The 25,132-nt window shown below is 37.6% G+C and carries 19 protein-coding genes and 1 riboswitch; of the genes, 17 read left to right on the top strand and 2 right to left on the bottom strand.

What is annotated here, in order from left to right; all coding sequences use genetic code 11:
* Positions 1 to 7 precede the first annotated feature (7 nt).
* The 7 genes from BLW74_RS11780 to BLW74_RS11750 all read left to right on the top strand — a co-directional run bounded on the left by BLW74_RS11780 (position 8) and on the right by BLW74_RS11750 (position 7,145).
* Positions 8 to 991, top strand: a complete 984-nt coding sequence (locus tag BLW74_RS11780) for a stage II sporulation protein M (protein ID WP_089692648.1) — start codon at positions 8 to 10, stop codon at positions 989 to 991.
* The gene (locus BLW74_RS11775) at positions 975 to 1,937 is read left to right on the top strand and encodes a DUF4013 domain-containing protein (RefSeq protein WP_089692647.1); all 963 of its coding nucleotides are present in this window, start codon (positions 975 to 977) and stop codon (positions 1,935 to 1,937) included. The genes BLW74_RS11780 and BLW74_RS11775 overlap by 17 nt, the downstream gene beginning before the upstream one ends.
* Positions 1,930 to 2,721: a DUF4129 domain-containing protein gene (locus tag BLW74_RS11770; RefSeq protein WP_089692646.1), complete on the top strand. Its 792-nt coding sequence runs from the start codon at positions 1,930 to 1,932 to the stop codon at positions 2,719 to 2,721. Before BLW74_RS11775 ends, BLW74_RS11770 begins: the two co-directional genes overlap by 8 nt.
* Before the next feature lie 11 nt (positions 2,722 to 2,732).
* Positions 2,733 to 3,890, top strand: a complete 1,158-nt coding sequence (locus BLW74_RS11765; protein WP_089692645.1) for a hypothetical protein — start codon at positions 2,733 to 2,735, stop codon at positions 3,888 to 3,890.
* Positions 3,891 to 3,996: 106 nt separating this feature from the next.
* Complete coding sequence (locus tag BLW74_RS11760) at positions 3,997 to 5,028, top strand: AAA family ATPase (protein WP_185116358.1); 1,032 nt, start codon at positions 3,997 to 3,999, stop codon at positions 5,026 to 5,028.
* 298 nt (positions 5,029 to 5,326) lie between these two features.
* Positions 5,327 to 6,649: a DUF58 domain-containing protein gene (locus BLW74_RS11755; protein ID WP_089692644.1), complete on the top strand. Its 1,323-nt coding sequence runs from the start codon at positions 5,327 to 5,329 to the stop codon at positions 6,647 to 6,649.
* A 76-nt stretch (positions 6,650 to 6,725) separates the two neighbouring features.
* Positions 6,726 to 7,145: an OsmC family protein gene (locus tag BLW74_RS11750; protein ID WP_089692643.1), complete on the top strand. Its 420-nt coding sequence runs from the start codon at positions 6,726 to 6,728 to the stop codon at positions 7,143 to 7,145.
* A gap of 68 nt (positions 7,146 to 7,213) precedes the next feature.
* Here BLW74_RS11750 and BLW74_RS11745 read toward each other — a convergent pair whose 3' ends face one another.
* A complete protein-coding gene (locus BLW74_RS11745) occupies positions 7,214 to 9,829 on the bottom strand; it encodes an MGH1-like glycoside hydrolase domain-containing protein (RefSeq protein ID WP_089692642.1) in 2,616 nt (871 codons plus the stop codon).
* 188 nt (positions 9,830 to 10,017) lie between these two features.
* A riboswitch (SAM riboswitch) is annotated at positions 10,018 to 10,125 on the top strand.
* A gap of 60 nt (positions 10,126 to 10,185) precedes the next feature.
* Here BLW74_RS11745 and BLW74_RS11740 point away from each other — a divergent pair.
* From BLW74_RS11740 to metF, 7 genes are all read left to right on the top strand, one after another.
* Positions 10,186 to 11,124, top strand: coding sequence for an alpha/beta fold hydrolase (locus tag BLW74_RS11740; protein ID WP_089692641.1), 939 nt, complete (start codon positions 10,186 to 10,188; stop codon positions 11,122 to 11,124).
* A 5-nt stretch (positions 11,125 to 11,129) separates the two neighbouring features.
* A complete protein-coding gene (locus tag BLW74_RS11735; protein WP_089692640.1) occupies positions 11,130 to 12,668 on the top strand; it encodes an ACT domain-containing protein in 1,539 nt (512 codons plus the stop codon).
* A 103-nt stretch (positions 12,669 to 12,771) separates the two neighbouring features.
* Complete coding sequence (locus tag BLW74_RS11730; RefSeq protein WP_089692639.1) at positions 12,772 to 13,932, top strand: O-succinylhomoserine sulfhydrylase; 1,161 nt, start codon at positions 12,772 to 12,774, stop codon at positions 13,930 to 13,932.
* Between the two features lie 33 nt (positions 13,933 to 13,965).
* Complete coding sequence (locus BLW74_RS11725) at positions 13,966 to 14,976, top strand: homocysteine S-methyltransferase family protein (protein WP_089692638.1); 1,011 nt, start codon at positions 13,966 to 13,968, stop codon at positions 14,974 to 14,976.
* Positions 14,977 to 15,058: 82 nt separating this feature from the next.
* Positions 15,059 to 16,150, top strand: coding sequence for a fatty acid desaturase family protein (locus BLW74_RS11720; protein WP_089692637.1), 1,092 nt, complete (start codon positions 15,059 to 15,061; stop codon positions 16,148 to 16,150).
* 1 nt (position 16,151) lies between these two features.
* Positions 16,152 to 18,812 (top strand): methionine synthase, encoded by a 2,661-nt coding sequence (metH, locus tag BLW74_RS11715; protein ID WP_089692636.1) that lies wholly within the window; start codon positions 16,152 to 16,154, stop codon positions 18,810 to 18,812.
* 7 nt (positions 18,813 to 18,819) lie between these two features.
* On the top strand, positions 18,820 to 19,779 hold the full coding sequence (metF, locus tag BLW74_RS11710; RefSeq protein ID WP_089692635.1) for a methylenetetrahydrofolate reductase [NAD(P)H]: 960 nt from the start codon (positions 18,820 to 18,822) through the stop codon (positions 19,777 to 19,779).
* Positions 19,780 to 19,992: 213 nt separating this feature from the next.
* Here the strand turns inward: metF and BLW74_RS11705 are convergent, their stop codons facing one another.
* Positions 19,993 to 21,045 carry a hypothetical protein gene (locus tag BLW74_RS11705; RefSeq protein WP_317041036.1) on the bottom strand — a complete coding sequence of 351 codons (1,053 nt, stop codon included), beginning with the start codon at positions 21,043 to 21,045 and terminating at the stop codon, positions 19,993 to 19,995.
* A gap of 199 nt (positions 21,046 to 21,244) precedes the next feature.
* Between BLW74_RS11705 and folE the strand changes: the two genes are divergently transcribed.
* From folE to cysS, 3 genes are all read left to right on the top strand, one after another.
* Positions 21,245 to 21,910, top strand: coding sequence for a GTP cyclohydrolase I FolE (folE, locus tag BLW74_RS11700; protein ID WP_089692633.1), 666 nt, complete (start codon positions 21,245 to 21,247; stop codon positions 21,908 to 21,910).
* A 6-nt stretch (positions 21,911 to 21,916) separates the two neighbouring features.
* Entirely contained in the window at positions 21,917 to 22,348 is a 432-nt protein-coding gene (locus tag BLW74_RS11695) for a DinB family protein (protein WP_089692632.1), read from the top strand.
* A gap of 125 nt (positions 22,349 to 22,473) precedes the next feature.
* Positions 22,474 to 23,940, top strand: coding sequence for a cysteine--tRNA ligase (gene cysS / locus BLW74_RS11690; protein WP_089692631.1), 1,467 nt, complete (start codon positions 22,474 to 22,476; stop codon positions 23,938 to 23,940).
* The last annotated feature ends 1,192 nt before the right edge of the window (positions 23,941 to 25,132 follow it).

The raw sequence follows: 25,132 nt of genomic DNA, 5'->3' as shown, positions 1-25,132 counted from the left end.
AATAATTATGAGAGAAGTTTATTTCATTAAACAAAATAAAGAAAAATGGTTGGGAATAGAACAGGTTATTCAAGGGAAAATTAAAAAAAATCCTGATGACCTGTCTTCACTGTATATCAACCTGATCAACGATCTTTCTTTTGCCCAGACTTATTATCCCAAAAGCAACACCACAGTGTATCTGAATCATTTGTCTGCCCAGATTTTTCAGAAGATCTATAAAACAAAGAGGGTGGAGCAAAACAGACTGGTGTACTTTTTCAAAACGGAAGTTCCACTGTTGATCTATCAGTACCGGAGGTATCTGATGTATTCGTTTCTTTTTTTCATTTTATTTACTTCAATAGGAGTGCTTTCTGCGATGTATGATAAAGGGTTTGTTAATATTATCCTGGGGGAAGGATATGTGAATGAGACCGTTGAAAATATTAAAAATAACAATGCGGTAGGCGTTTATCAGAGTGGAAGTACGTGGGGAAGCACCATTGGGATTATTTTCAATAACATTCAGGTAGGGGCAAAATTATATATCTATGGGATTGCCGGAGGAGTGGGAACGTTGTATGCTTTGCTTTCCAACAGTGTGATGCTGGGGGCTTTTCAGTATTTTTTCTATGATTACGGAGCATTGAAAGAAAGTGCAAGAGGAATTTGGCTTCACGGAGTTTTTGAAATTTTCGCGATGGTAGTGGAAGCGATGTGCGGATTGATTCTGGGTGCTTCCATTTTATTTCCAAGAACATTTTCAAGATTTAACTCATTTAAAAAAGGATTTAAAGATTCATTTAAAATATTTTTAAGTACTGTTCCTTTTACTATTTGTGCAGGAATTATAGAAGGCTATGTAACAAGACATGCATTGAAAATGCCTTTATTTCTGAATCTGCTCATCATCTTTGGCTCGCTGGCCATGATAGGATTCTACTATTTTGTGTATCCTTCTGCTGTCTACAAAAAAACTAATAAACACATCAATGATACAATTTTATAAAAAAAGAGATTTTGGAACTTTTATCAGCGATAGTTTCAATTTTTTCAAACAATACGGAAAGAATTATTTTAAAAACTATATTCTGATCAATGGCTTGCTGCTGATCTTAATGGTAGCCGTTGTTATTTTCGGATATAAAGAACTTTTTTCGCAGATATTCGGGTCCAATCTGGGGGGCGAAACCTATTATTTTGAGCAGTATTTCTCAGAAAATTCAGGAATGCTGATTACGGTAGGACTGCTTACTTTCCTGCTTTTCATGATTCTGATGATTGTCAATTATCTTTATCCGGTGTTCTACTTAAAAAGAATTGCACAGGGAGCAGAAAAAATAAAGACGGATGAAATTCTGACTGACTTTAAAAACAACGCAGGAAGAATCGGCAAGCTTTGTCTGGGGATGATCTTTATTGTAACCCCGGCAATTTTATTTGTAGTCGGTTTTTCTTATATTCTGATATTTGTTATTATCGGTTTATTTTTGATCCTGCTGCTTTATCCGACAATATTTAACTTTACAACCTTTCTGATGTATGATTATTTTAATTCAGAAAGAGGGTTCTGGGAAAGCTTGAGCTATGCTTTGCGTTCTCAGTTTTCTTACCCGAATGGCAGTGAAAAATCACCATTCTGGAAATATTGGGGAGCTGCATTTGTCATGTTTATTATCATGTACATGATAACATCCATATTTACATTGGTTCCTATGATTTTCTTTTACGGATCACTTCTTACTTCTTCGCCGGACGGAAATTTTGAGCAGGATCCTTTTACCGGGGTTGCAGGTATTCTGTTTTTTGTTTTTTATGGATTCTCGATGCTGCTTTCATTTTTTCTTTCAAACCTGATGTATGTCAATGCGGGCCTGATGTATTATGACAGCAGAACAGATCTTCATCAGAAAGTAGAGTTGGCAGAAATAGATACCATTGGAATCAATGAATAGAATTATTTTTTTTATACTGTTTTTTTTCTCTCTTGGGCTGGTTCATGCGCAGGACGACCAATCTGATTCTGATGATCTGGTAGATTCTTTATATAATACAGGTCACTACAGAAATATGCTGAGGGCAGATTCTGTGCTCATGGGAAACCCGGTATCGGAGAATGTAATCTATCCAAAAACATTTAAAGAGAATATTCCTTCAAGGTATAAAGGAAATGAATTCGATTATTCGGTATCCAAGCCGAGAGAATCTTTTTTTCAGAAGCTGATGAGGAAACTGGACCAGATTATACAGAGTATTTTTGGTGAAACTGCGCTCAGTAATTCGGCAAAATTTACCACTGTTCTTATTAGGCTGTTTGCCATTCTTCTCGTAGGGTTTCTGCTTTATTTCATCATTAAATACATCATGGGGAAAGATGGCAATTTTATTTTTGGTAAAAAGAATAAAAAGCTGGATCTCAATGTACAGGAGCTTCATGAAAATATCCATGAAATCAATTTCCCGGAAAGTATTTCGAAATTCGAACACGCGGGCGATTACCGTTCTGCGGTTCGTTATCAATTTCTGTTTGCCCTTAAAAAGCTGAGTGACAAAAAGCTGATCATCTGGAATCCGGAAAAAACAAATAAGGACTATGCCGCAGAACTCAAGGCTTCTCATCTGAAAAATGACTTCTCTGATCTTTCCTATATCTTTGATTATGTCTGGTACGGTGAATTCAGTATTGAAGAAGAAAGCTATCAGAAATTTAAAAATCAGTATCAGGCATTTAAACCATAACAATAGTAGCCATGAATAAAACTTTCAAAACATATGCTGTAATTTTCATCATCGTGATGATTGTTTTGGCATTGCTTGAAGTTAATAAAAAAGAAACGACAGACTGGCGGAAGAATTTTGATATCAACGAAAAGTCTCCGTTTGGATTGTTTGTTTTTAATAATGAAGCGAAAGATCTTTTTAAAAATAACCTGAAGAAAATTGAGCAGGTACCTTATGAATATTACAGCCAGCATAAAAAAAAGCCCCACAATATTGTAGTTATTGAAAATAATATTGACAGGGAGTCATGGAACAAAATTCTGACTCAGGTAGCGGAAGGATCAGATGCCATGCTGATGGTAACCCGTATGCCGAAAGAAGTTTCAGACAGCATCGGATATTATGATTCTGAGATCTCTTTTCAAGAAGAAAATGTACTGAAGCTCACGGATAAAAAATTCCAGAATGATTTTATTAAGCTGGATAAATTTCCGTCAGGAAGAGGATTTTCATTTATCAAACCTAATGTGGAAGTTCTGGGGAAAACTGTAGAGAGTAAGAATACGGATCAGGCTAATTTTATCAAGGTGAAATTTGGAAAAGGACATATATATGCTCATACCGAACCACTTTTTCTGACGAATTACTACCTTCTGAAACCCGGAAATGTAAAATATGCTCAGGATGTATTTTCCTATTTACAGGATAGAGAAACTCTTTGGTTTGTATCCGGCAAAAGTTCCGGATCCCGCTTCTTTATGAGATTCGTACTCGCTAATCCGGCTTTAAAATATGCCTGGTGGGTATTTTTGGGAGGGTTTATCCTTTTTATTTTCTTTAATGCAAAAAGAAAACAGAGAATAGTGCCTGTAGAAGAGCCGCTGAGAAATACCTCTCTGGATTTTGTAAAAAGTATTGGAAATCTGTATCTTCAGGAAGGTGATTTCCATGATATGATGGCTAAAAAAGCGCAGTACTTTCTGAATAAAGTGAGGATGGATCTGTTGATCGATACTCAGAATTTAGATGAAGAATTTGCTAAGAAATTACAACTGAAAACCGGGAAGCCGGCAGAAATGATCAGTGAAGCGGTAACACTTATCAAAAAAGCTCAGGACCCTTATGCCAGTGTAATGAAAGAAGACCTTACAAGGATCAACAAACTCCTTGATGAAATATTGAAATAACTTAAGAATATAACCTAACGATGTAAAAGTTTTCAATGCTGATAGCAGCCATTTACATGATGAAATTGTTATACAGATTGCTAAAACGTACCAATGAAAATTTATTATGGAAAATTCGGATAACCCTAATATAGAAAACCAAAGCTCCATCCATCTTAATAAACAGGAAGAGCAGTTTCAGTCGAGAATAGACATGATTGAACTTCGGGCAAGCCTGGAGAAAGTGAAAGCTGAGATCGGAAAAGTAATTGTAGGACAGGAGAAGATGATTGAACATCTTTTGGCAGCGCTGCTTTCCAACGGACATGTTCTTATTGAAGGAGTTCCGGGAGTAGCGAAGACCATCACGGCAAAACTTTTAGCCAAAACCATTGATGTAGGTTTCAGCAGAATCCAGTTTACTCCGGATCTTATGCCTTCCGATATCCTTGGAACGTCCGTATTCAATGTGAAAAATTCAGAATTTGAATTTAAAAAAGGACCTGTTTTCTCCAATTTCATCCTGATTGATGAGATCAACAGATCACCTGCCAAAACGCAGTCTGCATTATTTGAAGTAATGGAAGAGAGGCAGATCACAATGGATGGAACGCGTTATATTTTAGAAGAACCTTTCCTGGTTATCGCTACACAAAATCCAATTGAACATGAGGGCACCTACCGTCTTCCTGAAGCTCAGCTGGACCGTTTTCTGTTTAAGATCAATGTAGGATATCCTAATCTTGAACAGGAAATTGCGATCATTAAAAATCAGCACGAAAGCAAAAAAGAGGATAAGACAGAAGCAGTAAACCGTGTTCTTACAGCTGAGCAGTTGAAGAACTACCAGCATTTGGTCAAAGAAATTATTGTGGAAGCCCAGTTGATGGAATATATTGCGAAGATTATCATCAATACAAGAGAAAATCAATTCTTATATCTGGGAGCTTCTCCAAGAGCTTCTCTTGCGCTTCTTACAGCTTCAAAAGCATTTGCAGCACTAAGAGGAAGAGATTTTGTGACTCCTGAAGATATTAAAGAAGCAAGCTATGCTGTTTTAAGACACAGAGTAATTGTCTCTCCCGAAAGAGAGATGGAAGGTCTTACTGCAGATGAAATTATCCGTCAGATTTTAGAAGGAATAGAGATACCGAGATAGATAATAGATAGTAGGTGGCAGGCAGCAGTTGATGAGGGAAACTCGAGACGAAGTAACGTGCTTATCTACAATTTTTAAAAATAGCAAGAGACAGTTGTGCAGAAGTAGAAACATAATTAATCATTTCAAAAAATCTTGGTCTTTTAAATGAAAATGGTTATTTGAAACTAAATCAGTAAATTATAGAAATATCCAAAATGCTGAACGGACTCCTTAATTCCCTACAATAATAATGAATGTGAAAAAGCTAATAAACGACCACCTAAAAACCTTTCATCTGCAACCTGCCGCCTAACCAATGAAAAACTTATACATCAATACACGTTTCTTTTTTACACTCATCGGAGTGGGGATTCTGTATGTCCTGGCATTTTTCTTTCCGGTGCTGATGTGGATAGCCCATATTGTGCTTCTCATTTGTTTTCTGGCTGCAATGGTCGATTTTCTGTTGCTCTTTAATCAGAAGAATGCGCTGCAGGTTCAAAGGATTCTGCCGGAAAAATTGTCTAACGGAGATGAAAATTTTGTAAAAATTGATATCAGGAATAATTACAGCTTTGCCATAGCCATCAAGATTATTGATGAAATTCCGTTTCAGTTTCAGAAAAGAGATTTTTTGATTGAAAAGCAGATCGGCTCCGGAGCAAATACTTTTTTTCAATATTCATTAGAACCTAAAGAAAGAGGAGAATATCACTTTGGAGGTCTGAATGTGTATGCTTCATCACCATTGGGGCTGGTATCAAAAAGATTTACTTTCCAGAAAGATGCTATGGTGCCATCTTATCCTTCTTTTATTCATCTCAGAAAATATGAGCTAATGGCTATTCAGAGTGAATTTTTATTAGGTGGAATCAAGAAAGTTAGAAAGCTGGGGCACACGATGGAATTTGAGCAGATCAAAGAATACGTACCCGGTGATGATATCCGAACGATCAACTGGAAAGCAACCTCAAAGACCAACCGTCTGATGGTAAACCAGTTTCAGGATGAAAAATCGCAGCGTATTTTTATGCTGATTGATAAAGGAAGAACCATGAAAATGCCTTTCAACGGATTAAGCTTGCTGGATTATTCCATTAATGCAGCCATGGCATTGTCTCATATCATTTTAAGAAAAGGAGACAGAGCCGGAATGATGACCTTTTCCAAAAAAGCTGAAAATAAAATTGCTGCTGATAATAAGTCCGGACAATTGAAAAAGATCTCCGAAGCACTTTACAATATTAAAACAGATTTCTTTGAAAGTGACTTTAACAGATTATATCAGGATGTAAAATATTCCATCAGCCAAAGAAGCTTAATTCTGCTTTTTACTAATTTTGAAACACTTGATGCACTGAACCGTCAGCTGAAATATCTTCGCGGAATTGCCAAAAACCATCTGCTGGTAGTTGTATTCTTCAAAAACTCAGAGCTGCAGACTCTCATTCAAAAGAATCCTGAAAATATGCAGGAAATTTATAATGAGATCATTGCAGAAAAATTCGAATTTGAAAAGAAGCTGATCATTCAGGAACTCCGCAAATATGGAATTTATACCGTATATACTCTTCCGGAAAACTTGAATATTGATGTTATCAATAAATATCTGGAGATAAAAGCAAGAGGAATTTTATAACTTTGTCTAAGCAATAAGCAATAAGCAATAAGCAATAAGCAATAAGCAATAAGCAATAAGCAATAAGCAATAAGCAATGAAAATTACACTTAACAGAATAAACGACGATTTTTTATTTGAATGTACTAACGCTCAGGGAAACTCTATTCTTCTTGATAATACTTCCCAGCCTGGAGCCAAAGGGGTTTCTCCCATGGAAAGTGTGCTGATGGCTGTGGCAGGCTGCAGCGGAATTGATGTAGTTTCTATTTTGAAGAAACAACGTCAGGAAATCAGGAGTTTTCAGGCAGAAGTAGAAGGGGAGAGGGTGCAGGTAGAAGATGCAAAACCTTTTAAATCGATCAAAGTTAAGTTCCTTTTAGAAGGAGAAATTGATCCTAAAAAAGCACAGAAAGCAGCAGAACTCTCTTTTGAAAAATACTGTTCTGTTTCAAAAACACTGGAACCAAATGTGGAAATCGGGTACGAAGTATATGTAAACGGAGAAAAAGTTTAATCTTTATATAAAGTAAGAAAGCCGGATGATTCATCCGGCTTTTTTATTGCTCATTATCTATTACTGATCTAGAAGGTAAGTCTTGGTTTGATCAGTTTTGCAACGGTAGCTGTCCAGCCCGTCTGATGAGATGCTCCCACGCCGCGTCCGTTATCTCCGTGGAAATACTCAAAGAAGGTAATATAATCTCTGAAATGTTCATCATAATTGAACTTTGGGTTTCCTCCATTAAAAGCCCTTTGCCCATTTTCATCCTTCAAAAACAGGGAACAAAGTCTTTTGCTGATGTTTTGAGCCACTTCATCAAGATTTTTTTTATCTCCGCTTCCCGTTGGCAATTCTACTTTCAGACTGTTTCCATAATAATAATGAAAGCGCTGCAGGCTTTCTACAATCAGGAAGTTAATAGGAAACCAAATAGGACCGCGCCAGTTGCTGTTTCCCCCAAACATTCGGCTGTCACTTTCTGCGGGTGTATAGTACACCATATTTTCTGTCCCATGTACTGAGAATACAAAAGGGTTTTCTTCATACACCTTAGACATAGCACGGATTCCATAAGAACTCAAAAACTCCTTTTCATCAAGCATTCTGGACAATACCTTCGTCAGTCTGTTTTTACGCAGGATACTCATAAGGTGTTTCCGGCCGTGTCCTTCTTCGTCCCAGTGAGAAACCAGTTTGGTGAGTTCCGGTTTGTTTTTTAAGATCCATTCCATTCTGCTTCTGAAATTCGGCATCTTTTCCAGTAAACGGTGGTCTACAATCTCTACTGCAAACATAGGAATCAATCCTACAATGCTTCTAAGCTTTAAAGAAACACTGTCTCCGTTTCCAAGCTGAAGCACATCATAGAAAAATCCGTCTTCCTCATTCCAAAGTCCTTTTGTGCCCTCACCCAGATTTTCCATTGCCTCAGCGATATAAAGATAATGCTCAAAAAACTTGATCGCCATATCTTCATAAACCTGGTAATATTGGGCAAGCTCCATCGCAATACGCATCATATTCAGCGCATACATCGCCATCCAGCTGGTTCCGTCTGCCTGCTCAAGATGCTGGCCATCCTTTAGCTCCATATTCCGGTCAAATGCTCCGATATTATCGAGACCAAGGAAACCGCCGCCAAAGATGTTTTTCCCGTTTTTATCTTTTCGGTTTACCCACCATGTGAAATTAAGAAGCAGTTTCTGGAACACCTTCTCTAAGAATAGTAAATCTGGCTTTCCGTTATTTTTTTCATCAATTTTAAAAACACGGAAGCACGACCACGCATGTACAGGCGGGTTCACATCACTCATATTCCATTCGTAGGCAGGAAGCTGGCCATTGGGATGCATATACCATTCTTTCGTTAGCAGCAAAAGCTGTCCTTTAGCAAATTCTGCATCTATGATAGAAAAAGGAACACAGTGAAATGCCAGGTCCCAGGTAGCATACCATGGATATTCCCATTTATCAGGCATGGAAATAATATCCTTGTTGTGGAGATGATTCCATTCCGTATTTCTTACATATTCGTTAAAGTTTCTGGGGGCTTCAAAGTTAGGATCACCTTTCAGCCATTTTCCGATATTGTAGTGGTAAAACTGTTTGTTCCACAGAAGTCCCGCGAAAGCCTGTCTCTGAACATTCCTTTCGTCTTCGTTCACTGTATCATTCTGAATTTCTTGATAAAACTCCTCCGCTTCAGCCTGGCGGATATTGAAAATTTCATCAAAGCTTTCAAAAGGTGCTTCAGCTTCCTCCGGAGATAATCTGAATTCAAAAACTTTGGATTCTCCTGCTCCAATCATTTCATCAATCAGAAAAGAAGCTTTTGTTCCCTTTTTATCAGGGTTTACAGTATTCGTTTGATGAATAATAAAATTGTTGATTCCATCTTTGAAATAGGAATTTTCAGCTACAGGAGCTCCGTAAAGTTTAGAAGTATTGGTTTCATTATCACAAAATACACTTTGTGAATGGATGTTTCTGGAATACAGTTTCTTGATTGAAATGCTGTCGTGGGCGATATTGATACTTCCGTCATGAGAAGCATGGAGCTCACCTTTGTAGGTGTTATATCCCCATTTCCAGTTGTTTCTGAACCATAGAGTAGGAGCTACCAGAATAGGCGCTTCATGCTGGCTTCGGTTACAGATGGTTACTCTGGCAAGAATATCATTGTGATCTGCTTTACAGTATTCAATGAAAATATCAAAATACTCATCATTATCGAAAATTCCGGTGTCAAAAAGTTCATATTCCGGTTCCTTTTTGCTCCGTTTTGCGTTTTCAGCAACGATATCATCGTAAGGAAATTCATTGATCGGGTATTTATACACCATCTTCATATAGCTGTGAGTAGGTGTATTATCCAGATAATAAAATATTTCTTTAATATCTTCCCCGTGATTTCCCTGTGGATTACTCAGTCCGAAGAACCGTTCTTTCACCATTTTGTCTTTCTTGTTCCAGAAGGAAAAAGCAAAACATAAAAGCTGCTTTACATCAGAAATTCCGGCAATACCTTCTTCACCCCAACGGTAGGCGTAGCTTTCGGCATTATTATGATTGGTAAAATTCCAGGCATTCCCGTTCGGACTATAATCTTCACGTACATTTCCCCACTGCCGGTTGCTTACATAAGGTCCCCAGTTTTTCCATTTGGTATCTTGTAATCTATCTTTTTCGGCGGTCATATCTCATCATTTTTCAATACGAAGTTAGTTTTTTTGAAAGGTAATTCCAATTTTTTTCATCTGAATAATTATTAATATGCTCTTGAAATACTTGTGTTTAAGGACTTTTTTAAATATTAAAATAATTTTTTTTTGAAATTAAAAGAAAAGAATTACCTTTGCACCATTCGTTCATTCAAATATTGAAAATGTTATCAAGAAAGGTTGAGGGATTAGACCCTATGAAACCTTAGCAACCCTTTGCGCAAGCAAAGAAGGTGCTACGTTCTACCAAAATTATTTTGGACAGATAACTCACTGAAGTTCTTTTCAGCCATTTCCTGTGGCATTTTCAATTGTATTAAAATTTAATAGAATTGAAAACAGAACTAAACTATATTAATCTCACGTATCACACTTATTCCAAAAAGGAATACCATATCCCGTTAAGCTATCAGCTTTTTGGGAAAGATCTGTTTACAGCCCCTGTCATTGTAATCAACCATGCTCTTACCGGGAATTCCAATGTATCCGGAGAAAAAGGATGGTGGAAACAGCTGGTAGGAGAAAATCAGGTTGTAGATACGGATAAATATACCGTTCTGTGCTTTAATATACCCGGAAACGGATATGACGATTTTTTAATTGAAAACTATGAAGACTTCACTCCTTCAGATATCGCTTCGATATTTCTGAAAGGACTTGAAGCGCTACAGATAAAAAATGTATATGCCATTATAGGAGGCTCTCTCGGAGGAGGGATTGCCTGGGAAATGCTTGTCCAGCAGCCCGATCTCGCAGAAATATGTATTCCTATTGCCTGTGATTACAGAACGCACGACTGGCTTCATGCACAGTGCCTGGTTCAGAAATTTTTATTGAATGATAAAGAGGAACCATTACAGAAAGCAAGAATTCATGCCATGTTGTGTTACAGAACTCCAAAATCACTCAATGACCGATTTCAAAACCATTATAACGAGGAAAAAAAACGACTGGAATCAGAAGACTGGCTGGTTTATCACGGCAATGTTTTAAACGAAAGATTTAGTTTAAAAGCTTACAGGCTGATGAATCATCTCCTGATGAATATAAATGTTGCTGACGAAGCGCTGGAGAACATACAGGCACGAATGCAAATGATCTCCGTAGATACAGACTTATTCTTCCCGGCTTCTGAAATCCGAATGTGTTTTGAAAAATTAAAAGAGAAAAATAAGAATGTTTCTTATCACGAGATCCAATCTATACACGGGCATGATGCCTTCCTCATGGAATATCAACAATTAAATAATATCATAAAAAACATTTTATAGAAGTAATGAAAAATGCTAACGAAATAAAATTTTTGAAGAACAGATCAATCGTCAAATTTGAAGGAGAAGATTTCCTGGGAGAAATCGGGATTGACGGACGAATTTTTAAAGCGCTTACTTTAGCGCGTATCAGTGTAGGGGTAATTTCCCAACAAGCCGTAGAAAACGGAATTTCTATTCTGGTTCACGCCAATGATGCAGAAAAAGCAGTGGCCTGTCTTATCGATGAATTTGAGGCAGAAAGAAAATCAGGAAAAGTTTCCCAGATATATAGTATCAATAATGTTTCTGTGATTGGTTTTGTAGCAGAAGATTTCAATAAAGTCTTTGCAGAACTGGCAAGAAATAATGTTTTCCCATTGCTTTTAAACCAGGTGGCAGGAGAAAACAGAGTGAACATCGTTGTGACTTCTTCACAGGATGAAAAAACAAAAAATATCATAGAATCTGAAATTTTCAAAAAGCCGAAGACGGTTCATCTGGCAATCATTGGGCACGGAAATGTAGGGAAGACATTGATACAGCAGGTTCTGGAATCTGCAGACGAAATAAAAAAACGCAAGAAAATAGACCTTAAAGTAGTGGCGGTAGCCAACTCAAAGAAAATTGCCTTCAACAAAAAAGGATTTGATGCGAATTGGGGTGATGAGGTTTTAACAGCAGAACATCCGTCTAACGTGGAAGAGCTGATCAATTTCTCCAATGAAAATCAATTGGAAAATCTGATTGTTGTGGATAACACGGCAAGCAAAGATTTTGTTAAGAACTATCATGCTCTGGCAGAAAACGGATTTGATCTTGTCTCTTCCAACAAAATTTTCAATACCCTGCCGATAGAAGAGTACAGAAAACTAAGATATACGTTGAATAAAAACAACAGACGGTATTTGTATGAAACCAATGTGGGAGCGGGCTTACCATTAATTGATACCATTAAACTGTTACACCTTTCAGGAGAAAATATAACCAGAATCAAAGGTGTATTCTCAGGAACACTGAGTTATGTTTTCAATAATTTTTCTTTGAGAGATGATAAATTTTCAACCATTATAAATGAAGCTTTGGAAAAAGGATATACAGAACCAGATCCCAGAGAGGACCTTTCTGGAAATGATGTGGCAAGAAAATTATTGATTCTGGCAAGAGAACTGGATCTGATCAATGAATTCGAAGACATCAGTATTCAGAATCTGGTTCCGGAAAGCTTACTTGAGGTTTCAAAGTCGGAATTCCTTTCAAGACTGGAAGAACTGGACGAAGAATACCAGAAAATAAAAGAAAATCAGGAACCCGGACATGTATTGAGATATGTAGGTGATCTGCACGGAGACCTGCAGAAAGATAAAGGAGAGCTGGATGTAAAACTGGTTTCTGTACCTGCAACATCCGCATTGGGACAGTTGAAGGGATCAGATTCAATCTTTGAAATTTATACAGAAAGCTACGGAGAAAATCCAATTGTGATCATGGGAGCAGGAGCGGGAGCTCAGGTAACGGCGAGAGGCGTATTCGGAGATATTTTAAGAGTAAGTGAAACCAAATAAAATCAATGTAACAATCTAACAATATAGCAGTTTCTGCAGTTGTCATTCCGGGCATAGCGAAGAGCCAGCTCATTACACTGCTATATTGACAAATTAAAACGATATGGAAAATTTTGAAACATCAGCAATAAGAACCCAAACAGAAAGAACTCAGTTTGATGAGCATTCTACGCCACTATATCTTACGTCCAGCTTTATATTTCAGGATGCTGAAGATATGAGGGCAAGCTTTGCTGAAGAAAAACCTAAAAACCTATACAGCCGTTTTTCTAATCCAAACGTAACAGAATTCACAGACAAGATCGCTAAAATGGAAGGCGCAGAAGCAGGATATGCCTTTGCCACAGGAATGGCTGCCATCTATTCTACATTTGCAGCATTGCTGAACGCCGGAGATCATATTGTGAGCTGCCAGTCTGTCTTCGGGTCTACACACACCTTATTTACCAAGTATTTCCCGAAATGGAATATTGAAACTTCCTACTTTAAAGCAGAGGATGCGGCAAACGTTGAGCAATATATCAAGCCCAATACAAAAATCCTTTATCTTGAAACCCCTACCAATCCGGCCATTGAAATTCTGGATCTCGAGTTCTTCGGGCAGATCGCAAAAAAGCATAATCTTATTTTTATTGTAGATAACTGTTTTGCAACACCTTACCTGCAGCAGCCTATCAAGTACGGTGCAGATATTGTAGTGCACTCAGCTACCAAGCTCATTGACGGGCAGGGAAGAGTTTTAGGAGGGATAGCAGTAGGAAAAGAAGACCTGATCAGAGAAATTTATCTTTTTGCGAGAAATACAGGGCCTGCATTATCTCCTTTTAATGCCTGGGTTTTATCAAAAAGCCTTGAAACATTGGCGATACGCGTAGAAAAACATTGTGAAAATGCATTGAAAGTAGCTGAGTTTTTAGAAAATCATCCCAATGTGGAATTGGTAAAATATCCATTCCTGAAATCACACCCAAGTTATGAAGTTGCCAAAAAGCAAATGAAGCTGGGAGGAAATATTGTGGCATTCGAAATTAAAGGAGGAATAGAAGGCGGAAGAAATTTCTTAGACAAGATACAAATGTGCTCACTGTCTGCCAATTTAGGTGATACAAGAACGATCGTTACTCACCCGGCATCCACTACGCACTCTAAACTTTCAGACGAAGAAAGAAACGAGGTTGGTATTACAGCAGGGCTGGTTCGCTGCTCTGTAGGGCTGGAAAATGTAGAGGATATTATTGCAGATTTAAAACAGGCTTTGGATTAATGTAAAACAAGGCTGCATTCAAAACATGTAGAAATGAAAAATTCAGAACAATTATATAAAGCTTTATCCGAAAGAATTTTAATTCTTGACGGAGCCATGGGAACCATGCTTCAGAGATACAAATTTGAAGAAGAAGACTATCGTGGAGAACGTTTCAAAAACTGGGAACATCCCGTAAAAGGAAATAATGATCTGCTTTCTCTCACACAGCCTCAGGCTATCGAAGAAGTTCACAAGAAATATCTGGAAGCAGGAGCAGATATCATTGAAACCAATACATTCTCGGGAACTACCATTGCAATGGCAGATTATCACATGGAAGATCTGGTATATGAACTGAACTATGAGTCTGCAAAAATCGCCAGAAAAGCCTGTGATGAATACACCGCAAAAAATCCTGACAAACCGAGATTTGTTGCCGGATCTATAGGACCTACCAACAGAACGGCCAGTTTAAGCCCGGACGTGAATGACCCCGGTTACAGAGCTATCACTTTTGAAGAATTGAGAGTGGCGTATAAGCAGCAATGTGAAGCGCTGCTGGACGGAGGATCAGATATCCTTCTGGTAGAAACCATCTTTGATACCCTGAATGCGAAAGCTGCATTATTTGCCATTGATGAACTGCAGGACGAAAGAGAAATCAAAATCCCGATCATGGTTTCAGGAACCATTACCGATGCTTCAGGAAGAACATTGAGCGGGCAGACGGCAGAAGCGTTCCTGATCTCAGTTTCCCACCTGAATTTATTAAGTGTAGGTTTCAACTGTGCTTTGGGAGCCGACCAGCTGACCCCTTATCTTGAAACGCTGGCTCATAATTCAGAATTCTATGTCTCAGCATATCCGAATGCCGGGTTACCGAATGCATTCGGAAAATATGATGAAACTCCTGAAGATATGGCAAGACAGATCAAGGAATACGTGGAAAAAGGGCTGATCAATATTATCGGAGGATGCTGCGGTACAACTCCTGAGCATATCAAAGCGATTGCTGACCTGGTGCAGCCATATCCGCCAAGAAAATTGAAGGAATTTGTTTGATTTGATAGATTTTTTTAATTAAAATCAGGAAGGATGGCTGGATTATAACTGTTAACTTTAAGTAAACCACAAAGTTAACGATATGGAAAAGCCAATTTACTTAAAAGATCCGGAAGATGTCAGATTATTTAATGAACTGAGGAAGAAAGTGAACCAAAGAGTAGAATCCATTTCTGAGAACAGAGATATTTACATTCAAATGAAAGCAGTACTACTTCCGCTGGTTTATATGGGTTTATATTTTCTGGCTGTTTTGAATGCAGAAAAGCATTGGCTCTATATGCTGAGTTTTGTTTTAATGGGAATTTCTTTGGTATTAATTTATCTGAACTTAATCCACGAAGCAGCTCATAATAACATTTATAAAAGTAAAAGGCTGAACGGGCTGGTTCTCCATATTTTTGATTTTATAGGAGCCAATTCCTATATCTGGAAAAAAAGACATATCGCAAGCCATCATGCCTATCCTAATGTGGATGGATGGGATACGGATATCGAACAGAGCGGTTTGCTTTTAATTGTACCGTGGATTAAAGCGAAAGGAATACAGAAGTATCAGGATAAGTTTTTCTTTTTAGTCTATCCGTTGTATTTGTTCAATTGGATGTTTATAAGAGACTTCAGAGACTTCTTTGATAAGGAAAGAGTGATTTTGAAAACCCAGGGAAAGATACCCACCATTGAAAAAGTAAAAATGATAAGCTATAAGCTGTTCTATTTCTTTTATCAGATCGTGGTTCCTGTAGTGTTCTTTAAAGTATCAATAGGATGGGCTTTAGGAGCTTGGTTTTTACAGGTGATATCAGCAAGTATTTTTGCATTGTTTGTTTTACTGCCTTTGCATCCGCTTCCTGATAATGCTTTTCCAAAATTAAATAAAGAGAATGGTCTGCCGTTTAGCTGGCTTCGCCACCAGCTGGAAGTAACCAATGATCTCAAAGAAAATAACTGGTTGGTAAGAAATGTGTTGGGAAATTTCAATTTTCATGTTGCCCATCATCTGTTTCCCAATTACAGTTATATGTATTATAATGAAATTACAGAGGAGATTGAAGAATTTGCTAAAGAGCATGGTTTAGCCTATAAAAGATTTCCGCTGATTACAGCTTTAAGTAAGCATAGGGATTTATTGAAGCAGAATGCCAATAATGCCTACTATATTTTAGAAGAATAAAATGAAGTATTTAAGATTATCAGGCCTCGAGCCTCTTATCATAACCCCGGAAAGTAATTTCATCAATGTTGGTGAAAGAACGAATGTTGCCGGTTCCAAAAAGTTTTTAAGACTGATTAAAGAAGAGAAATTTTCTGAGGCATTAGATATTGCCCGTCATCAGGTAGAAGGTGGTGCCCAGATTCTGGATGTCAACTTTGATGATGGTTTGATTGATGGAAAAGCATCCATGATCAAATTCCTGAATTTAATTGCCTCCGAACCCGATATCGCAAGAATCCCGATCATGGTTGATTCTTCCAAATGGGAAATCCTGGAAGCAGGTCTTCAGGTAGCGCAGGGAAAATGTGTCGTAAATTCCATCAGCTTAAAAGAAGGGGAGGAAGAATTCATCAAACATGCCAAAGCTATTAAAAGATATGGGGCAGCAGTCATTGTCATGGCATTTGATGAAGTAGGACAGGCTGACAATCTTGAACGAAGAATTGAGATTTCAAAAAGATCCTATGATATCCTGGTCAACCAGATTGGTTTTCCCGCCGAAGATATTATTTTCGACTTAAATATCTTTCCGGTAGCCACAGGGATGGAAGAACACAGAAGAAATGCGATCGACTTTATCGAAGCTACTCGCTGGGTAAGACAAAATCTTCCTTATGCATCCGTAAGCGGAGGAGTAAGCAATGTTTCCTTCTCTTTCCGCGGAAATGATACCGTGAGAGAAGCTATGCACTCCGTATTCCTTTATCATGCCATTCAGGCAGGGATGAACATCGGTATTGTAAACCCTGCCATGCTGGAAGTGTACGACGAAATCAACAAAGAATTACTGGAGCTGGTGGAAGACGTTATTCTGGATAAAAGAGAAGATGCTACAGAAAGACTTCTTGATTATTCCGAAAAGCATAAATCAGTTAAAAAAGAAAAGACCGAAGATCTGGAATGGCGAAACAATCCGCTGCAGGAAAGAATTACCCATGCGTTGGTAAAAGGGATTGACCGTTTCATTGAAGAAGATGTAGAAGAAGCAAGACAATTGGCTGCAAAACCACTTCATGTCATAGAAGTTAATCTGATGACCGGTATGGGCGTAGTAGGTGATCTGTTCGGAAGCGGAAAAATGTTCCTGCCTCAGGTAGTAAAATCTGCAAGGGTAATGAAAAAGGCAGTAGCATATTTGCAGCCTTTCATTGAAGCAGAAAAAGACGGTACAAAACCTGCCAACGGAAAAATATTAATGGCAACCGTAAAAGGTGACGTTCATGATATCGGTAAAAATATTGTGAGCGTTGTTTTAGGTTGTAATAATTATGAAATTGTTGACCTTGGGGTAATGGTTCCCGCTGAAAAGATTATCCAGACAGCCATTGAAGAAAAAGTAGACGTTATAGGATTAAGCGGCCTGATCACACCAAGCCTGGATGAGATGGTATATATAGCTTCAGAATTGGAAAGACAGAATTTAGACTTTCCTTTACTGATCGGTGGTGCTACAACTTCAAAAGCACATACCGCGGTGAAAATCGACTTAAAATATAAAAACGCTGTTGTTCACGTAAATGATGCTTCAAGAGCCGTAAATGTGGTAAGCTCATTGCTGGGCGACAGAAATAAAGAATATGTTTCGGATTTAAAAAATGATTATTCCGATTTCAGAGAAAAGTTCCTGAACAGGCAGGTGGATAAAGATTATGTTTCCATTGAAGAAGCAAGAGAAAACAAATTTAAAATTGATTGGGAAAACGAAGAAATCTTCACTCCGAATATGGTAGGAGTAAAAGTCATCGAAAATCAGGATCTGAGAGAGCTTCTTCCTTTCATAGACTGGTCACCTTTTTTCAGAAGCTGGGATCTTCACGGGAAATACCCCAATATCTTAGAAGATGAGGTTGTAGGTGCTCAGGCTAAAGAATTATTCAAAGATGCTCAGGTGATTCTGAATAGAATTTTGGATGAGAAACTTTTAACAGCAAAAGCCATCTTCGGAATCTTTAAAGCCAATTCCAATGAATCTGATGATATCCTGATTTTTGACGAAAACAATAATGAACAGGCGAAATTTTTAACCCTAAGACAGCAGGCTCAAAGATCAAAAGGAAAAGACTATTTAGCTCTAAGTGATTTCATCGCTCCTCAAAGTTCAGGAAAAACCGATTATGTGGGAGCTTTCTGTGTAACCACCGGATTCGGAACCGATGAACTCTCTGCAGAATATGAAAAAGCGAATGATGACTATAATTCAATCATGGTAAAAGCCCTGGCAGACCGTTTTGCAGAAGCCTATGCAGAATTTTTACATAAAAAAGTAAGAACAGAATACTGGGGATATGCCAATCAGGAAAATCTAAGCAACGAAGAACTTATTGCCGAAAAATATAAAGGAATCCGTCCGGCACCAGGATATCCGGCATGTCCGGACCATCTCGAGAAGAAAACAATCTGGGACCTTTTACAAGTAGAAGAGCATACAGGGGTTTTCCTTACTGAAAGCCTTGCCATGTTCCCGACCGCATCTGTTTCCGGATATTATTTCGGAAGCCCGCATGCCAAATATTTCGGATTAGGAAAAATTACAGAAGACCAGCTTACAGATTATGCAGAAAGAAGAGGCTGCAGCATCCAGGAAGCGAGAAAATGGCTGTCACCCAATTTAGCAGATTAATATTGACATGAAGATAACAGAACACATTAAAAACGCAAATGGAAAAACTTTATTCTCCTTAGAAGTTGTTCCGCCACAGAAAGGAATAGGGATTGAAGATCTATACACCAATATTGATCCGTTGATGGAATTCAAGCCGCCTTTCATTGATGTTACCACATCCAGAGAAGAATATATCTATCTGGATAAAGGAAATGGCCTGATGGAACGCCGTATTACAAGAATGCGTCCCGGAACATTGGGAATCTGTGCGGCTATTCAACATAAATACAATGTAGATACAGTACCCCACCTTCTTTGCGGAGGATTTACAAAGGAAGAAACAGAATATCTTTTGGTAGACTGTATGTACCTTGGAATTGATAATGTAATGGCTTTAAGAGGAGATGCCATGAAAGGGCATCAGTATTTCGAACCCACTCAGGGAGGGCATGCAAGTGCTATGGATCTTGTGGGACAGATCAATAATCTGGGAAGAGGAAAATACCTTCACAACGAAGAACAGGTATGTGATGAACTGAACAAATTCTGCATCGGTGTTGCAGGATATCCGGAAAAGCATATGGAAGCCCCCTCCATGAATTATGACCTGAAATGGCTGAAACAAAAAGTAGATGCCGGAGCAGATTATATTGTTACCCAAATGTTTTTTGACAATAAAAAGTATATAGATTTCGTTCAGAAAGCAAGAGAAATGGGAATCACGGTTCCTATTATTCCGGGAATCAAACCTATCGCAACAAAAAAACACTTGAAAATCCTACCACAGGTATTTAAAATAGACCTGCCGGAAGAACTGATCAATGAAGTGGAAAATGCAAAAAATAATGACGCTGTAAAGCAGATCGGAATAGAGTGGGCCATTGCTCAGTGCAAAGAGCTTCTTGATTTTGGAGTTCCTGTTCTGCACTTTTACTCAATGGGCAAAAGCGACAATATTAAAAAAATAGCCGGTGAGCTATTCTAATAAAAGTACCAAAATGAAGGAACCCTGCTTTTTAAAGCAGGGTTTTTATTTTTAATCTGATAACAGATAAAGAAGCCATAGGCTATACATCCGCTTAGAAACAATCAATAAAGTTGATTTCGGCTTATCCCTCCTCAAAAATAATACAGCGGCAGATAAAAGCTTTGCATCGAATGTCTTAAAACATCCAGTAAAAAAACTCCGTTTTCTTTTCTAAAGAATCGGATGTCTCTCAAATTCCTTATTCCTGTCAAACAAATATCGGTACGTAGCGAGTTTTCGGGTAACAGTGGTATCAAGAGCTTCGGCAATCTTAATCATTTTAGGATTAAAATCGCCAATCCACTGCAGCTCCGTAATGGTAAAGTCCGTATGTTTTCTCAAATGCTGAGTTCCTTCCCAGATCATATATCCGTCAATGCCTTTTTTCTGCCACTCAGGAACAACACCGAAAACAAGACCAACCATTTTCTCATTCTTCTTAAATCGCTTTAAAAATAAAAATTTAAGCTTCTCAAAAATCCCGAACTTTCCATTAAGATATTTAGACCATTGGTTAACGTCAGGAATGTTGATCCACATGGCAATCGGTTTATCATTTTCATAGACAAACCAGGATATATGTTCATTAATGATAGGTTTCATTGTTTTGAACATTTTCAGAACTTTTGTTTCTTCCAGACTTTTTCCTTCCCCGTGAGAAGCCCAGGCCTTATTGTAAATTTCAGTAAAGTCTTTTGCAAACTTAGAAAGGTTGTTTTTTTTCATAGGCTTTGCTGAAATAGCCGGATTTTTTCTGTTCTTTTCATGAGCAATCTTAAAGATCCTCGAGACTTCCGCAAAAACAGGTCTCGTAAAACAAAGCTGCTCAAAATAGATTTGAAATCCATAATTTTCGAAAAGCTCTTTGTAATAAGGAAAGTTGTAATTCATTCCAAATAACGGTTCAATAAACCCATCAATTAAAAGTCCCCAGAATTTATCCCGTTCCCCAAAATTGATCGGACCATCCATTGCTTCCATTCCTTTCTCCGCAAGCCAATTTCTACAATGATCAAAAATGAAATTAGCCGTTTCCTGATCATTAATACAGTCAAAAAAGCCAATTCCTCCCGTTGGCTGTTTCTGCTCATAGCATCCATTCACAAAAACGGCTACTTTGCCAACTGTTTTGCCGGCATTTTTAAACAAAAATCTTTTACAGACCCCGTTTTTAAAGAATTTGTTTTTTTTAGGATCAAAAATCTCCTCAATATTTTGATTCAAAGGACGAATATAATTTTTGTCGTGTTGATAAAGGCGGGCCGGGAATTCCAGAAATTCCCTTTTTTGGAGTTGGTTTTGTACTTCTTCGACAATAATCATAAACTTTTAATCAGAAATGGGTATAAAAGATAATGTTTTTCATCCTATTTGAAATATAGAAAAAGATATTATCCGTATTTTTGCTGCAAATTAAATAAAAATGGTTGATTTTACTGATAACGACGATGATATTTTCACTGGAAAAGAACATACGCCTATAAGGGAAGATGCTTTTGATAAATCGCCACAGGAAAAAATTGAAAAAATTACTGAGCTTTTTGGCGAAATTATGCAAACCTTAGGATTGGATATGACAGACGATTCACTGAAAGATTCTCCAAGACGTGTTGCCAAAATGTACGTCAATGAGATTTTCGGAGGACTTCTTCCTGAAAACAAACCAGGAATCTCTACTTTTTCCAATAAATACAAATACCGCCAAATGCTGGTAGAGAAGGATATTACCGTATACTCTTTCTGCGAACACCACTTTTTACCGATCATCGGAAGAGCTCACGTTGCTTACATTTCCAACGGAGAAGTAATCGGTCTTTCAAAAATCAACAGAATAGTAGATTATTATGCGAAAAGACCACAGGTTCAGGAAAGACTTACCATGCAGATTGTAGATGCGTTGAAAGAAGCTTTGGGAACAAAAGATGTAGCCTGTATCATTGATGCAAAACACCTTTGTGTTAACTGCAGAGGAATAAAAGATACTGCAAGCTCTACCATTACTGCTGAATTGAGCGGCATTTTCAGAACAAACCCTATTACAAGACAGGAATTCTTACATTACGTAGGAAGCCACGCAAAACTGGATTAATAAATAATGAACTATCAAATCCTTAAAAATATTATTGATGCCGAACTTCTGAGATTTAAAACTATCTCTGAAGAAGAATGGTCGCATAAGAGTTTTGCTGAAAAGTGGTCCAAAAAAGAAATTATTGGCCATCTTTGTGACAGCGCTTTTACAAATATCCGTAGATTTGTTGTGACACAATATAAAGAGAATGAAAATATTGTATATGATCAGAATTTTTGGGTAAAAGCTCAGAACTATCAGAATGTTCCTACTTCAGATCTTCTGGATCTGTGGAAGTCTTTGAACTATCAGATGGTTCACATTGTAGAAAATATTCCGGATGAGGCATTACAAAGAACCTGTGATACCACCAAAACAGAACCTCGGGTGTATACACTGGAGTTTATTATTGATGATTATGTAGATCATTTACAGCATCATTTAAAAGCGATTTAATTATGATAAAATTTAAAAAAGTTTCAGATAAAATTTTTATCACGACAATTATTTGTTGTGACAGAATTATTTTTTAACTAATTTTTGAATCTTTAAAATCATTAAATCTTTTAACTTAAAAATAAATGCAATTAAAAATATATAACTCGCTTACTGCAGAAAAAGAAATATTCAAACCTATCTTAGAAGGAAACGTCGGAATGTATGTCTGCGGACCTACTGTGTACAGCAATGTGCATTTAGGAAATGTAAGAACTTTCCTTTCCTTCGATTTTATCTACCGTACCCTGGTGCATTTGGGGTATAAAGTAAGATATGTAAGAAATATTACCGATGCAGGACACCTTACCGATGATGGAAATGTAGATAACGACAGGTTTGTAAAGCAGACCAGACTTGAAAAGCTGGAGCCAATGGAAATTGTACAGAAGTATACCGTAGATTTCCACAAAGTATTGGATATGTTCAATCTTTTACCTCCCAACATAGAACCTACAGCCACAGGACATATTGTAGAGCAGATAGAACTAACTCAGAAACTTATTGAAAGAGGCTTCGCTTACGAAAGCAACGGTTCAGTATACTTCGATGTATTGGAATACAATAGAAGAGGATTGAATTATGGTGAACTTTCAAAACGTAATATAGAAGAGCTTTTCGCCAATACCAGAGACCTTGACGGACAGGGTGAAAAGAAAAACCCGCAGGATTTTGCTTTATGGAAAAAAGCATCTCCGGCTCACATCATGAGATGGAATTCCCCTTGGGGAGAAGGTTTTCCGGGATGGCACCTTGAATGTACTGCAATGAGTACTAAATATTTAGGTGAAACATTCGATATCCATGGAGGAGGAATGGATCTTAAATTCCCTCACCACGAATGTGAAATTGCACAGGGGAAAGCCTGCAATGATGCTGCTCCTGTGAATTACTGGATGCACGCCAATATGTTGACAATGAACTCTCAGCGTATGAGTAAATCTACAGGGAATTATATCCTTCCAATGCAATTAGTGACAGGAGACAATGATTTCTTTGAAAAACCTTTCCATCCTTCAATTGTGCGTTTCTGCTTCCTGCAGGCACACTACAGAAGTGTATTGGATATTTCAAATGATGCCATGATTGCCAGTGAAAAAGGATTCATAAGATTGATGGAAGCTGTAAAAGTGCTGAATACAATTACCCCTGATGACGCAAAACCATCCGGTTTCAGCCTGAAAGAATGGAAAGATAAAGCATATGAAGCTTTAACAGATGATTTCAATTCACCAATTCTGATTGCTCACCTGTTTGAAGCAGTGAAATACATTTTTGCTTTAAATGATGGTAAAGAAACAATATCAACAGAAGATCTTGAAGATTTAAAAGCTACACTCAATGCATTTATCTTTGATGTTTTAGGATTGCAGACCGTTGAAGAAAACAACAATGAAAAGCTGGATCAGACCCTGAAAGTTTTAATTGAGTTAAGAAATCAGGCCAGAAAATCTAAAAACTTTGAGCTTTCAGACCAGATCAGAGATAAGCTTCTTGCCGAAGGAATTGAATTAAAAGACGGAAGAGACGGAACATCATATGTTCTGAACTAAAAATATAACTTCGTTTTATACCCCATTCCGTAGGAGTCCTCTATACAAAGGATTCTTACGGAATGTTTTTTATTACTATAAAGATGTATCCGGTTTCCAGATTCTTACTCTTGCCCCCTCCAACTTTTAAACTTTCAAGTTTACCCGCACTCTCTCACGTCCGAAGATTATCCGGAGCTGTATCCTGCTATCCATTCTTACTCCTCGCGCCATCGTTCTCCATCCTCAAATCCAGCAGCCTTCTTCCGCAAGCTGTGGGGTAACCATTCCTATCAGGGCTAGGGAAGGGTATGTCAATTATAAATGATAAGTTTCGGGCTCGGATTATAAAGTTGCGAGTTCCTGATTGCTGGATTTCAATAATCAGTCTGGAGTTTTTAAATCTAATTCTTATAAAAGCTATAGTAAAGATATACTGCTATTCTCATGATCTCATTCAGTAGGAATCCAGACTTATTCACCGGAACTTTAAGGGATGTAAAACGAGGGTATAATGTCTAAGTTTTTTAGCAGTTAGTATTAGCAGTGTCATGCTGAGCAGAGTAGAAGCATCTTAATTAAGATCAACTCTTCCTTTTATATTGTATCCGTTGTCCACATTACAAATCCGTGCGATCTGCGGTAATAACCTTAAGTATATAATGTCATGTATCTATTGTACATATTCAATAGAAACTCTTTAACCCTTTTAATCAAAGAGACTCTCCTTGTTGGCTTCAGTCAACTCACATAGAAAGATGTCTACTATATAATATAAGTATACCTAGTATTACTTATTACTCATAAAAGGGGTCAAACTTCCGCTGTGTTCAATATTCCAAACAAATGTTTAAAATTTTTCTTCCTTTGAATCAGGTTCTTAGGGGTGAATATGAACAAAAGGTAACATTTATGTTAAATAAAACTTGTTTTGCGTGGTAATAAGTTGTTATCTTTGCCCCACTGAAAACGAGAGTTGATCAGTAAGCGCAGAGGAGCTTTTAGATAAGCATAAAACATGATGATACTTCATAAGAGAGGACTAAAAAAACTTTTAAATTTTTTGAGAAAAGAGTTGTGGTTTTAAAAATAGTTATTATCTTCGCAGTCCCAATTACAGGGAGCGCAGGAGTATAGGATTGAAGGTTTAGGAAAGGGTTAAGGTTACTTAAAAAACTTTAAAATTTCTTTCAGAAACATTTGGTCATTTCAA

Source organism: Chryseobacterium culicis (assembly GCF_900108365.1).
In the GTDB taxonomy this organism is placed as follows: Bacteria; Bacteroidota; Bacteroidia; order Flavobacteriales; family Weeksellaceae; genus Chryseobacterium; species Chryseobacterium culicis.
Note: the sequence above shows the minus strand (reverse complement) of the source record. Positions and strands in the feature narration are given on the sequence as shown.

Bases quoted from the DNA above. Each gene is read 5' to 3' on its own strand.
- cysS (WP_089692631.1), top strand. From the start codon at position 22,474: ATGCAATTAAAAATATATAACTCGCTTACTGCAGAAAAAGAAATATTC.
- BLW74_RS11745 (WP_089692642.1), bottom strand. From the start codon at position 9,829: ATGACCGCCGAAAAAGATAGATTACAAGATACCAAATGGAAAAACTGG.
- metH (WP_089692636.1), top strand. From the start codon at position 16,152: ATGAAGTATTTAAGATTATCAGGCCTCGAGCCTCTTATCATAACCCCG.
- BLW74_RS11735 (WP_089692640.1), top strand. From the start codon at position 11,130: ATGAAAAATGCTAACGAAATAAAATTTTTGAAGAACAGATCAATCGTC.
- BLW74_RS11780 (WP_089692648.1), top strand. From the start codon at position 8: ATGAGAGAAGTTTATTTCATTAAACAAAATAAAGAAAAATGGTTGGGA.
- BLW74_RS11720 (WP_089692637.1), top strand. From the start codon at position 15,059: ATGGAAAAGCCAATTTACTTAAAAGATCCGGAAGATGTCAGATTATTT.
- BLW74_RS11730 (WP_089692639.1), top strand. From the start codon at position 12,772: ATGGAAAATTTTGAAACATCAGCAATAAGAACCCAAACAGAAAGAACT.
- BLW74_RS11725 (WP_089692638.1), top strand. From the start codon at position 13,966: ATGAAAAATTCAGAACAATTATATAAAGCTTTATCCGAAAGAATTTTA.
- BLW74_RS11760 (WP_185116358.1), top strand. From the start codon at position 3,997: ATGGAAAATTCGGATAACCCTAATATAGAAAACCAAAGCTCCATCCAT.
- BLW74_RS11775 (WP_089692647.1), top strand. From the start codon at position 975: ATGATACAATTTTATAAAAAAAGAGATTTTGGAACTTTTATCAGCGAT.
- BLW74_RS11695 (WP_089692632.1), top strand. From the start codon at position 21,917: ATGAACTATCAAATCCTTAAAAATATTATTGATGCCGAACTTCTGAGA.
- BLW74_RS11765 (WP_089692645.1), top strand. From the start codon at position 2,733: ATGAATAAAACTTTCAAAACATATGCTGTAATTTTCATCATCGTGATG.
- BLW74_RS11770 (WP_089692646.1), top strand. From the start codon at position 1,930: ATGAATAGAATTATTTTTTTTATACTGTTTTTTTTCTCTCTTGGGCTG.
- BLW74_RS11750 (WP_089692643.1), top strand. From the start codon at position 6,726: ATGAAAATTACACTTAACAGAATAAACGACGATTTTTTATTTGAATGT.
- folE (WP_089692633.1), top strand. From the start codon at position 21,245: ATGGTTGATTTTACTGATAACGACGATGATATTTTCACTGGAAAAGAA.
- BLW74_RS11755 (WP_089692644.1), top strand. From the start codon at position 5,327: ATGAAAAACTTATACATCAATACACGTTTCTTTTTTACACTCATCGGA.
- metF (WP_089692635.1), top strand. From the start codon at position 18,820: ATGAAGATAACAGAACACATTAAAAACGCAAATGGAAAAACTTTATTC.